The organism is Ensifer sp. LC11 (assembly GCF_001695835.1).
Lineage (GTDB): Bacteria > Pseudomonadota > Alphaproteobacteria > Rhizobiales > Rhizobiaceae > Ensifer.
This window is the reverse complement of the sequence record NZ_MBSO01000013.1, coordinates 135,419-146,853: the sequence shown is the minus strand read 5'-3', so window position 1 is coordinate 146,853 and position 11,435 is coordinate 135,419. Positions and strand designations below refer to the sequence as shown.

Below are 11,435 nucleotides of genomic sequence, written 5' to 3'. Positions count from 1 at the left end.
CAAAGCTTCCGACTTTGCCGACCTCTTTAACCGTAGCTACTAACCTATAGCAAAACCGCTTCTAGCGGTTCAAGCGCAGCGTTTCAAACCTCCACCTCTGGTGGAGGTCATGACTTGTTTTTTATCAATGCCGTTTGGAACTGACGGAGCATCCCGCCAATCTCTCCGCAGAAAATTCCTGCCGGTTGTAATCCGGCTTCAAAAAACCGTTGAAGTCGAAAAAAAACGAACTATAACAGCGCCCCAAGTGAGCGGAGATTCACGGGAGACTGGTGGCAGACCAAGGGCAAGCGGCCAATCGCCGGGGCTTTTTCGTATTATCTGCCTATCCGGGATCTCTTCGAGAATATACGAAAAGAACAATAGTATTTAATCGCAAATTAAGCCGACACTCTCCTTCGAAATAATTTCGCTGGCGAGCTTCATCACTATCTAGCGACCTTTCCATTTGAGAAACACCCACGCGACGTGGCGTGTTCTCTCGTATTGGTCATGTTGGGCCGGATTTGCACATTGGGACGTGTTTCCTGGAACGTCAAAGACGGGCTCCGGGAACTCTGCTGGGGTAGACCGTGTTCAAGATCACGAGAGCAAATTCCGTTCCCCTCGGCTCTCCGGGACAGCCACATCCCGGCCTTCCACATCCTGAATTCCTGGAGCAGTTCTGCGTCTCGGAGGGTTGGTCCGGCGATCTGTCGACCGGCCTGTTTCGCCTTGGCGAGAAAGCCGCGGCCATCCACGGCCTGCGCGACGGCGAATGCGGGCTTCTCAACTTCGTCCGCTGCTATGACCCGGCCGATCGCAACCACGTGCTCGAACTTTTCGAACAGGCCGCAACGAGTTGCTCATCCTTCTGCTTTTCAACGACAATCGCACTCGAAGAATCCGGCCAGAAACAGCCGCTGTTCTGCATCGGAGAATCGTCGGGTCTCGAACAGCGCTACTCGGGCACGATCCTCGGTGTCTTCTTCTTCCCGCGCTTCCTCGTGGACGTTGCGGGTCGAACGCCGCTGCGCCAATAGTACAGTTGCCGCTGGCAGTCTGCGGACGCGCCGAGAGCGAAACTGAGACAAGAAGACCGTAGAATTTTGCGCGACCGCCTTCTGTGGCGATCGCGGTGAGCGCTCTCTGCGGTTGGGCGGAGTTGGCGATCAGGCGGCCGCTGCTTCGTCGTCACCGCTAAACAGCAGTGTTATTGGGGCCGGGCGCCCCAGCAGATAGCCCTGCGCCTCGTCGCAACCCTCGGCCTGCAGGATGTCGAGCTGTTTCTGCGTCTCGACGCCTTCGGCCAGAACCGGCACGGACAGGCTCTGCCCGAGCGCCAGGATGGCGCGAACGATCGCCTTGGCCTGCGGACTGCCCTCCACTTCCCACATGAAGCTCTTGTCGAGCTTGATCTTGTCGAAGGGGAAGGAGCGGAGCGTTTCGAGCGAGGAATATCCAGTGCCGAAATCGTCGATCGCGATCGTGACCCCGAGTTCCTTGATCTGCCGCAGCGTCAGCAGCGCGCGTTCCTTGTCGTCGATGATCGTCGATTCCGTGATTTCCAGCTCCAGCCGCTTCGGATCGAGACCGGTCTGCGCCAGAACATCCTGCACCAGGCTGACGATATCACCATTGGCAAGCTGGACGGGTGAGAGGTTGACGGCGATCTTGTGGTTGCTTTCCCAGCCTGCTGCCTCGCGGCAGGCCTCGCGCAGAACCCATTCACCGATCGGAAGGATAGCGCCGCACTCTTCGGCCAGCGGGATGAACTCGCTCGGCGGCACCATGCCGCGTTCGGGATGGTTCCAGCGCAGAAGCACCTCGTAGCCGATGACGACACCGGTCATCACCGACTTCTGCACCTGGTAGTGCAAGGCAAGCTGCTTCTTTTCGACCGCGTCCCACAGGTCGTTGGCAAGCGAGCGCCGCTGACGTGCAGCTTCGTCCATCGATACCTCGTAGAAGCAGACCGTCTGGTTGAGTGCCGCCTTCGCCCGGTACATGGCGAGGTCGGCATTGTTGATCAGGGTGTCCGCCGTTTCCGCATCCTGCGGATAGATGGCGACGCCCATGCTGCCGCCGGATTTGAGCTCGAAATCGCCGAAACGCATTTCTTCATGCAGGCTCTTTTCGATCCGGCGCAGGAAGTCGTTGAGTTCAGCCAGTTCCTCGAAGCGCTTAACCGCAGCAAATTCGTCGCCGCCGAAGCGGGCCACGAACTCGCCCTCCTGCAGCAGGCCTTTCATGCGCTGGGCAATCGTCACCAGCACGAAATCGCCGGCGGCATGGCCATGCAGATCGTTGACTTCCTTGAACTTGTTAAGGTCGATGCCGATGACCGCAACCTTGCGGTTGAACCAGGCGGCCGCGTCCAGCTCTTCCTCGAGATAGCTGCTGAACTGCAGGCGGTTTGGCAGGCCCGTCAGACTGTCGTGGCGTGCCAGGAAGGTGATCTGCTCTTCGGTGTCGAGCCGCTCGGTAATGTCCTCATAGGTGCTGACCCAGCCACCATCGGGAAGCGTGCGATGCTTGGTTAGGATCGAGCGGCCGTTGGCGAGCTTCTCGACGATATCGCCGCCGCCCTTGCCGACCATTTCGATCCGGTGCTTCTGATAGAGTTCTTCGGCCTTGGCCTTCGCGATCGCCGGATCGGAGTAGATGCGGACGAAGACGATATCGAGGATCTCACGGAACGTCAGGCCCTGGCCGGCGAGCGTCTCGGAGAAGCCGAAAATCTCGCGGCAACGTCGGTTCGACAGAAGCAGACGGTCGCTGCTGTCGAACAGGCAGATGCCCTGCGACATGTTTTCGAGCGCAACGTCGAGATTGTTGCTGACTTCGGCGATCCGATCGGCATCGACCTTGGCCTTGGTGATATCCTTGACGATCTTGATGAAGCCGGCGTGCCTGCCCTCCTCATCGAGGAACGGGTCGATTACCACATGGGCCCAGAAACGGGAGCCGTCCCTGCGATAGCGCCAGCCTTCGTTTTCATACTTGCCGTTGCCGAGAGCCACTTCAAGCGCCTTCTGCGGCACGCCATCGCGTTGATCCGCTTCCGAATAGAAGCAGGCGAAGTTCTTGCCGACGATCTCCTCGGCCCGATAGCCCTTGTTCGCCTCGGCGCCGGCGTTCCAGCTCGCCACGCGGCCGTCGACGTCAAGCATGTAGATCGCGTAGTCCTTGACGCTGCGCACGAAGCGGGCGAACTCCCGCTCGGCCGCAGCGGCGGAGAGCTCGGCATGATGGGCGAAGCCGGCGGCAATCAGCACCATCGACAAGAGGAAGAAGGCGGTACCGGCGATGACGAAGGCCAGCAGGTGCGGCTGGATCAAACCTTCGTGGCTCGGAGCAAGCAGATCGGCTTCGATCGTCACGGCCCCCATCGCAGTAAAATGCAGGGCGACGATCCCGAGCGTCATGAGCAGGGTAGCGACAATCTTCGCTTTCAGCGGGCTGCCGACGCGGGCGATCGTGCGAAGTGCCGCGATGTCGAACAGCGAGCCGGCGACGATCGAGGCAACGACCAGGGTTGCATCCCAGCGAATGCTGCCGGGTACATCGAGCGCCGCCATGCCGAGAAAATGCATGCAGGCGACGCCGCCGCCGAGAACGAAGCCGCCAACGATCCAGCCGAGGCGATCCTGTACATGGGTCGCGATCAGCAAAGCCGTCGTGGTCAGGATGATTGCGACGGCAAGCGACAGACCGGTGAGGTCCATCTGATAACCGAGGACGACGCCGGGGTCGTAGGCGAGCATAGCGATGAAGTGGGTGGCCCAGATGCCGAAGCCGCTGGCGATGCCGGCAGCCGTTGCCCAGATCGCCTTCGCTTTGCCGGACGAAGCACGCCCACGCTGAAGCAAGGTCACGGCACCATAGCTCGAAAGAAAGCAGACGAGCGCGGCCAAAACGACCAGCTTCGGATTATGCTCGACCACCAGGCAGGTAAGAACCTTGAACATCGCCAATCGCCTAAATCAAAAACGCCGGGAAACGAGACCTCTCGCCTCCAGTTTAGCGACCTTGTGTTGGCGTCTGGTGATTTAAGGAAATGATAAATCGTGGTTCCAGCGCACAGGTGCGTGGCGAAACAATAGTTTCGTCGTTAATGAAAATTGAAGGCGAGCCATCTCTAAGTTGCAGTCGGCGTAGAGCGCTGCCCCGCGTGGTTCCGCGACCTATGCCGGCGAAAGCAACGCTTTGAGGTCCGATTGCGGATCGGCGATGGCGGCCCGATCGGGATTGACGCCGGTTTCGAGCAGCTTCTTGCCCGTAACATAGGCCTTGGCATCATTGATTGCATCGACGGCGACGAACCGCCCCTGCCTGAAATACCAGACAGAGACGCTGCCTTCGCGCTGCCCCGGCCTGACGATCGTTTCGTCATGGCCGAGACCGAAGCCGGCGATCTGCAGTTTGACATCGTACTGATCCGACCAGAACCAGGGTTTGGGATCGTAGGGGGCATCGCTGCCGGCAAGGATCGCCGCAATCGCCTCAGCCTGGTCGACGGCGTTCTGCACCGATTCCAGCCGAATGCGCAGATTCTCGAAAGGAAGCACCGCACAATCGCCCATGGCGAAAATCGCCGGGTCGGCAGTTCGTCCGTAGGCGTCGACGACGATGCCGCCCGCCGTCTCCAGGCCGGCGTCGTGCGCGAGACGATCATTGGCGGTGACGCCAATGCCGACAATCACGACGTCGACGGGCAAGGTGGACCCATCCGAGAGTTCCGCTGCAATCACGCGGCCCCTTTCGCCGACGAGGCGATTGAGGCCGGTGCCTTCGCGGACATCGACGCCACGGGCGCGATGAATGCCGCGGACGATGCCCGATGTTGCCGCCGAGGCAACGCGCTGCAGGATACGGTCGGCCATCTCGATGACGGTCACTTCAAGCCCGCAGGTGCGGGCGACGGCTGCCGCTTCAAGGCCAATGTAGCCGCCGCCGACGACAAGCGCGCGGCGACCAGGCTTCATTTCCTCGGCGAGGCGATCCGCATCCTGGAAGTCGCGCACGACGAACACGCCGTCGAGTTCGCCGCCAACGGAGGCAGGCAGGCGGCGCGGTGTGGCGCCCGTCGCAAAGGCGAGCACATCGTATTCGAGCGAGGTTCCATCGCTGAGCGTCACGCGCTTGCCGGCACGATCAAGTCCGGTCACCATCGTTTCGAGCCGGATGTCGACATTGTGCTCGCCGTACCAGGCTTCCGGCCGGTAGAGCAGCCGATCAAGGCTCATCTCGCGCAGCAGATACTTCTTGGAAAGCGGCGGGCGCTGGTAGGGCAGACTTGCTTCGGACGCAACGATGGTGATCGGCCGCTCGTCCTTCAAGGCACGGAGCTTCGCAACCAGAGCAAAGGCGGCCTGACCGCCACCGACAACAACAAGCCTTCCCGACACGCTTTCACCTGCTTCTTATTCGTCTGTACAGCAAGGCCTAGCCTTGTGCCCGAGCTTCGTCAACTCAGGCACAGGGCGATCACCATTGCTATTCCTTACGCGGCACTTCCATGCCCTTTAAAGCCGCCGGGCGCGACAGGCCACGCTCGACCCAGGCCATCACATTCGGAAAGCTCTTGTAGTCGAGGACCTCGGCACCGCCATAGAACCGGCGCGCGCCCTCGACCCAGGGGTAGGTCGCAATGTCGGCGATCGTGTAGTCGTCACCCATCAGCCATTGCCGCCCCTCAAGACGCGCTTCCAGCACGGTGAGAAGACGCTTCGATTCGTCACGGTAACGCTCGACCGGATAGGAATTGTTGGCGACCTTGTCGGCCGCAAACTTGAAGAAATGGCCGAACTGGCCGAACATCGGGCCGACGCCGCCCATCTGGAACATCACCCATGAGATGGTCTCGTAGCGGCCGGCGGCATCGATCGGCAGCAGCTTGCCGGTCTTCTCGGCCAGATAGATCAGGATCGCGCCGGACTCGAAGAGGCCGATCGGTTTTCCATCCGGACCATTGGGATCGATGATCGCGGGGATGCGACCATTCGGATTGAGCGAGACGAACTCCGGCGATTTCTGTTCGTTGGCATCGAAGGCGATCCGATGAGGCTCGTAGGAGAGACCCAGCTCTTCGAGCGCAATCGAGACCTTCACGCCATTCGGCGTCGGCAGCGAATAAAGCTGGATGATATCGGGGTTTTTCGCCGGCCAGCGCTTGGTGATCGGAAAGGTGGAAAGATCGGCCATGAAGGTCTCCTGGGAAGAACGGCAGGAACGCCGTTGGCGTACCTTACATAGGAGCGGAGGGTGCGCCTTGTGAGGGCCCTACCCTAATTTTTATAGCCCTTGAACAACACAAGCTGTTCCGCCGGAGTGTTCCCGTCCGCTCGACCCAGCTTCAAAGCACGCCGCGAACCGCTGCGATGACGCGGGCCACGACCGGATCGCCGTCATGGGCCGCCTTGCGTGCCCGCACCAGGCAGGCCTCGGAACGCAGGATCACGCCATCCGTCAGGATCTTCAGGTGGTTCGCTTTCAGCGTCGAGCCGGTCGAGGTGATGTCGACGATGATATCGGCAGAGCCCGAGGCGGGCGCGCCTTCGGTGGCGCCGAGGCTCTCGACGATGCGATAGAGCTGGATGCCGTGGCTGCCCGAGAAGTGGCTCTGCGTCAACCGCCAGTACTTGGTGGCGATCGCCAGGCGGCGGCCATGGCGGGCGCGAAAGTCGGCGGCAACGTCGCCAAGATCGGCCATGGTGTCGACGTCGTACCAGATCTCCGGCACCGCAACGACGACGTCCGCATGGCCGAAGCCGAGACGGGCACAGAACTCGACGCGGGCATCCGCGTTGGCAAGCCCCTCGCGCACCAGGTCCTCGCCGGTGACGCCGAAATCGATCAAGCCATTGCCGAGTTCGCGCGAAATTTCCGACGCCGAGAGGAACGCTATCTCGACATCATCCGAGCCTTCGACCCGGCCACGGTAGGAGCGATCGTTGCCGACGGCGACGATCTTCATGCCGGCCCGCTCGAAGATCGCCGAGGCGTCATCCTTCATCCGCCCCTTGGACGGCAGAGCGATGGTGATGGTCATTGAACGCCTCCCTGGGAGGTAATCGCCTTTTCGATGCGGTCGAGCCACAGCGAGAAGCCGACGGCCGGGATGTGTTCGCGGGCGCCAAGCAGCGTCAGCAGACGGTCGAACCGCCCTCCGCCTGCCAGAACCGCGTGGGTGCCGGCGACCTCGACCTCGAACACGAGGCCGGTGTAATAGTCGAGCGGGCGGCCGAAGGCCGCGCGATAGCGGATCGCGCCGATGTCGGCACCGGCCGTGGAAAGTGCTGCGACACGGGCATCGAAGCGGGCGAGCGCCTCATCGAGCTTCAGGCCGGACTTCTTGGCGAAGGCAGAAAGCGCGGCCGGGGCATCGGCGAGCGGCACGTCGAGCGCCAGGAACTCGCCGACAAGATCGAGCGTCTTGCGGTCGAGCCTGGTGTTTGCCAGCTCCATCTTTTCCTTCAGCCGCCGCGCGATATCCTGCGGCGAGCGGCTGGCATTGGTCGAATAGCCGGTCGCCTCCATCGTTTCGGCAACGTGAGCGACGAGACGATCCTCGTCTTCGAGCAGGCCATCCATCGACAGGCGCACCACTTCGGGACCGAAGACGCCGACCGTCCTTGGGTGAGCAAGCTCCGTCAGCAGCTTCTGCAGGTGCTTCTGGTCGCCGAAGGCATGAATCAGCCGCTTCTGCCAGCCGGCCGGCAGACCGCAGGCACCGACGACCGCCTCGAACACCGCCTGATCGCCAAGGGTCACGCTGAGAGCGCGGCCCGGCAAGCGATTGGCGACGACGCGCATCGCATCGCCGACGACGCGTGCATCGGCCGCGGCAGTATCGGTGTCGCCGAGATCCTCGATGCCGGCCTGGTAGAACTCGTTGCCGCCTTCACGGCGCTGACGGAAGACCTCGCCGAGATAGGCGTAGCGCTTCGGCGTGCCGGTCACCGCCTCGATATGGCGAAGGCAGACCGGAATCGTGAACTCAGGGCGCAGGCAAAGGCTTTCGCCCGTCTCGCTCTCGGTCATGAAGATGCGGCGGCGCAGATCCTCGCCGGCCATGGCAAGGAACGGCTCGGCGGGCTGGATCACCGGTGTGTCGACACGCAGCGTGTCGAGGCTTTCGAAATCGGCGAGCAGCGCGTCGGCGAAGGCAGGCAGGTTGATGAGGGCCATGACCGTCAGCCCCTTGCCCGATCCTCGGCCTGCGCCGCCAGTATCTCGCGTACCTTGTCGACCAACTCGGCCGTCGGAACCGAAACCTGGGCCACGCGCGCCTCGCGCCAGGCCGCATTGTCCTCGATCTCGCCGGACAGGCGCTTGCCCTCGATCAGATCCTTGATCTGGACGAGGCCGGCGGCACGTTCGTCTCCGCCCTGGATGATGGCCAGCGGCGAGCCGCGACGGTCGGCATATTTCAGCTGATCGCCAAAGTTCTTCTTGTTGCCCTGGTACATCTCGGCGCGGATGCCGGCGTGGCGAAGCTGCTGCACAAAGCGCTGGTAGTGGCCCATGCTCTCGATGTCGCGGTCCATGACGCAGACGACGACCGGGGCGAGCACGTCCGATGCGCCAAGCTTGCCGAGGTTCTTCAGCGCCGTCATCAGGCGGGAAACGCCGATCGAGAAACCTGTCGCTGGAACCGGCTGGCCCATGAAGCGCGAAACGAGGCCGTCATAGCGGCCACCGCCGCCGACCGAGCCGAACACAACCTTCTCGCCCTTCTCGTTGGTGACGGCAAACTGCAGCTCGGCTTCGAAGACCGGGCCGGTGTAATATTCGAGACCACGCACGACCGAAGGGTCGATCTTGATGCGGTCGGCCTCGTAGCCGGCGCTTAAGACCAGGCTGCGAATGGTGTTCAACTCCTCGACGCCTTCGCCGCCCTTGGCTGTTCCTGCAACGAGCGCCGCGAGTTCGCCAGCACTTTCGGCATAGTCCTTGATGCCGACGAAGAAGAGGACCTTGTCGATCTGTTCGGCGCTCAGGCCGGCGCCCTTGGTAAAGTCGCCGCTTTCATCCTTGCGGCCTTCGCCAAGAAGCAGCCGCACGCCTTCGGCGCCAAACTTGTCGAGCTTGTCGATGGCGCGCAGAACCGTCAGGCGCGCGTTGACCTTTTCGTCGCCGCCAAGGCCGATCGCTTCCATGACGCCGTCGAGGACCTTGCGGTTGTTGACGCGGATCACATAGTCGCCGCGCTTGATGCCGAGCGCTTCCATGGTGTCGGCCATCATCATGCACATTTCGGCATCCGCCTGGACGCCGGCGGCGCCGACCGTGTCGGCGTCAAACTGCATGAACTGACGGAAGCGGCCAGGACCCGGCTTCTCATTGCGGAAGACATAGCCGGCACGATAGGTGCGGAAGGGCAGCTGGATATCGTTGAAATTCTCGGCGACGTGGCGTGCGAGCGGCGCCGTCAGGTCGTAGCGCAGCGACATCCACTGGTCATCGTCGTCCGTCAGCGAGAAGACACCCTCGTTCGGACGGTCGCTGTCCGGCAGGAATTTGCCGAGCGCATCGGTGTATTCGAACAGCGGCGTTTCGACCGGATCGAAACCATAATGCTCGAAGACCGCACGGATCTTCCCGATCATTTCATCGGTCGCGCGGATATCGGCGGCGGAGCGATCGACGAAGCCGCGCGGCAGGCGCGCCTTGAGCTTCTGCGGTTTCTTTTGTTTCTCGGTCATGGGAGCATTCCGGGCTGTCAGCGTGTTGGCAGCTTTCCCTATCGGATCAAGTGAGGGGCGGCAAGGGTTGGAGCCGCGCAAAGCGCTCGGCGCGCGATGCTTGGAAGCCTCACGAGATCGCTCGGCATCGATGCCTTCCTTATCCATCGACCTGGCGCTACGCCGCAGCGACAACGCCGCAAGGGATTGACCTCAACCACAAGGCGCATTAGATCGACAATCATCACTAAAAGTTTATCGATCGAGCAATCGGCACCGTTCCGATCACACCAGTCATCGACTATCGTCCCGGCAGCGCGATGTGTACTCGCAGACAAGCTCCGGAGGCAATGACCGCAGTCGGCCAATCGGGATGCCGCCTTGAACCACCCGGCGGCGATGGCAGCTTGCGCACAGTTGTTTTGTTACGGCACGACAAGAGAGAAACAGCATCATGCTGACGTTCATGACACCTGGCTCAGGAGCCATCCGACCCGGGCACCTGGGGGAGCATGCCACGTGGATGGGCCACCTCGACGAGGCGGACTATCTCGTGGAAGCGTGGCACTGCGACCTCGCCAGCGGGGTCTTTCACCTTGGTCGAAAGACCGCCCACCTGCTCGGCGTGCCGGCTCTTTCCTGCGGCATCGTCGACCTGGTGCGCGCCCATGACCGCAAGGATCGCGCCACCATCCTCAACATCCTCGAGCAGGCAACGGCGTCGTCAGCCTCGTTCTGCTTCACCACCGTCGTGCACAAGCCGGCACCGAAAACGACGCAGCTCTTCTGCGTTGGCCGCTCCGTCCTTGATACGCCAGCCGGCGAAAATTCGCTGCAAGGCGTCTTCGCCTTTGCGCGCGAGCGCGCCGCGCCCTACGCCTGAACGCGCAACACTGGCGAAAGACAGTTCGGCGGCATGTTGCAGAATGGCAGCCCGCTTTCAGGCACGCTGAACGGACGCCGGAGGATGGCTGCGAGCGACGGCGGCCTACGATTTCTGCGGGGAGCCCGAGGGGGACCGCCGCTGCGATCAAGCCACCCGAACCTTGGGCCGCGCCAGCTTGGCGCGCAACTCCTCAACCACGACGCGGCAATGGCAGCCTTCGATATGGTCGTTGACGAGGCCCATGGCCTGCATGAAGGCGTAGATCGTCGTCGGGCCGACAAAGGTCCATCCGCGCTTTTTCAGGTCCTTGGAGATCCGCGCCGAGGTCGGCGTCGTCGGATTGGCAACAATCGCCTCGTAGGTCACCCGTTTCGGACGTTCGTCCCCCGAGGGCTCGTATGACCAGAAATAGCTGGCAAGCGAACCGAACTCGTGACGCAGTTCCTGCGCACGGCGGGCATTGTTGATGGTCGAGACGATCTTGCCGCGATGGCGCACGATGCCGGTATCGGCAAGGCAACGCTCGATATCTGCCTCATCGAACGTCGCCACCTGATCGAAGTCGAAGCCGGCGAAGGCGGCACGGAAAGCCTCGCGCTTGCGCAGGATCGTCAGCCACGACAGGCCGGACTGGAAGCCTTCGAGGCAGATCTTCTCGAACAGCCGGCGATCGTCGATGACGGGACGCCCCCATTCCTCGTCGTGGTAGCGACGATAGTCGTCGAGATTGCCCTGCCACGCACAACGCTGACGTCCGTCTTCACCGGTCACTATGCCCTTCGTCGTCATCGTTTTCCTCGTCCTATCCGGCTCATTTCACTGCCTTTACCATTTGCAAACCAGATTCCTAAAGCGGCGGATAACCCTACCCAAAGCTTTAT

9 protein-coding genes are annotated in these 11,435 nt (G+C 61.9%); 2 read left to right on the top strand and 7 right to left on the bottom strand.

Annotated features, from left to right (window positions below; genetic code table 11):
• Positions 1–572: 572 nt before the first annotated feature.
• Positions 573–1,022, top strand: a complete 450-nt coding sequence (locus BBX50_RS12115; RefSeq protein WP_065775571.1) for a hypothetical protein — start codon at positions 573–575, stop codon at positions 1,020–1,022.
• A 129-nt stretch (positions 1,023–1,151) separates the two neighbouring features.
• Here BBX50_RS12115 and BBX50_RS12110 read toward each other — a convergent pair whose 3' ends face one another.
• From BBX50_RS12110 to hisS, 6 genes are all read right to left on the bottom strand, one after another.
• Complete coding sequence (locus tag BBX50_RS12110; RefSeq protein ID WP_065775570.1) at positions 1,152–3,950, bottom strand: EAL domain-containing protein; 2,799 nt, start codon at positions 3,948–3,950, stop codon at positions 1,152–1,154.
• A gap of 216 nt (positions 3,951–4,166) precedes the next feature.
• Positions 4,167–5,390, bottom strand: coding sequence for an FAD-dependent oxidoreductase (locus tag BBX50_RS12105; RefSeq protein WP_065775569.1), 1,224 nt, complete (start codon positions 5,388–5,390; stop codon positions 4,167–4,169).
• Positions 5,391–5,478: 88 nt separating this feature from the next.
• Positions 5,479–6,186 carry a glutathione binding-like protein gene (locus BBX50_RS12100; protein ID WP_065775568.1) on the bottom strand — a complete coding sequence of 236 codons (708 nt, stop codon included), beginning with the start codon at positions 6,184–6,186 and terminating at the stop codon, positions 5,479–5,481.
• Positions 6,187–6,337: 151 nt separating this feature from the next.
• The gene (hisG, locus tag BBX50_RS12095) at positions 6,338–7,033 is read right to left on the bottom strand and encodes an ATP phosphoribosyltransferase (protein WP_065775567.1); all 696 of its coding nucleotides are present in this window, start codon (positions 7,031–7,033) and stop codon (positions 6,338–6,340) included.
• Positions 7,030–8,172 carry an ATP phosphoribosyltransferase regulatory subunit gene (locus tag BBX50_RS12090; RefSeq protein ID WP_065775566.1) on the bottom strand — a complete coding sequence of 381 codons (1,143 nt, stop codon included), beginning with the start codon at positions 8,170–8,172 and terminating at the stop codon, positions 7,030–7,032. The genes hisG and BBX50_RS12090 overlap by 4 nt, the downstream gene beginning before the upstream one ends.
• Before the next feature lie 5 nt (positions 8,173–8,177).
• On the bottom strand, positions 8,178–9,689 hold the full coding sequence (gene hisS, locus BBX50_RS12085; protein WP_065775565.1) for a histidine--tRNA ligase: 1,512 nt from the start codon (positions 9,687–9,689) through the stop codon (positions 8,178–8,180).
• Positions 9,690–10,122: 433 nt separating this feature from the next.
• On the opposite strand from hisS, the gene BBX50_RS12080 reads away from it, so the two are divergent.
• The gene (locus BBX50_RS12080; protein ID WP_065775564.1) at positions 10,123–10,551 is read left to right on the top strand and encodes a hypothetical protein; all 429 of its coding nucleotides are present in this window, start codon (positions 10,123–10,125) and stop codon (positions 10,549–10,551) included.
• A 147-nt stretch (positions 10,552–10,698) separates the two neighbouring features.
• Here BBX50_RS12080 and BBX50_RS12075 read toward each other — a convergent pair whose 3' ends face one another.
• Positions 10,699–11,343 (bottom strand): DNA-3-methyladenine glycosylase I, encoded by a 645-nt coding sequence (locus tag BBX50_RS12075; protein ID WP_065775563.1) that lies wholly within the window; start codon positions 11,341–11,343, stop codon positions 10,699–10,701.
• Positions 11,344–11,435: the final 92 nt, after the last annotated feature.

Excerpts from the sequence above, each read along its gene's own strand:
- BBX50_RS12110 (WP_065775570.1), bottom strand. The coding sequence starts at position 3,950 with ATGTTCAAGGTTCTTACCTGCCTGGTGGTCGAGCATAATCCGAAGCTG.
- BBX50_RS12100 (WP_065775568.1), bottom strand. The coding sequence starts at position 6,186 with ATGGCCGATCTTTCCACCTTTCCGATCACCAAGCGCTGGCCGGCGAAA.
- hisG (WP_065775567.1), bottom strand. The coding sequence starts at position 7,033 with ATGACCATCACCATCGCTCTGCCGTCCAAGGGGCGGATGAAGGATGAC.
- BBX50_RS12090 (WP_065775566.1), bottom strand. The coding sequence starts at position 8,172 with ATGGCCCTCATCAACCTGCCTGCCTTCGCCGACGCGCTGCTCGCCGAT.
- hisS (WP_065775565.1), bottom strand. The coding sequence starts at position 9,689 with ATGACCGAGAAACAAAAGAAACCGCAGAAGCTCAAGGCGCGCCTGCCG.
- BBX50_RS12080 (WP_065775564.1), top strand. The coding sequence starts at position 10,123 with ATGCTGACGTTCATGACACCTGGCTCAGGAGCCATCCGACCCGGGCAC.
- BBX50_RS12075 (WP_065775563.1), bottom strand. The coding sequence starts at position 11,343 with ATGACGACGAAGGGCATAGTGACCGGTGAAGACGGACGTCAGCGTTGT.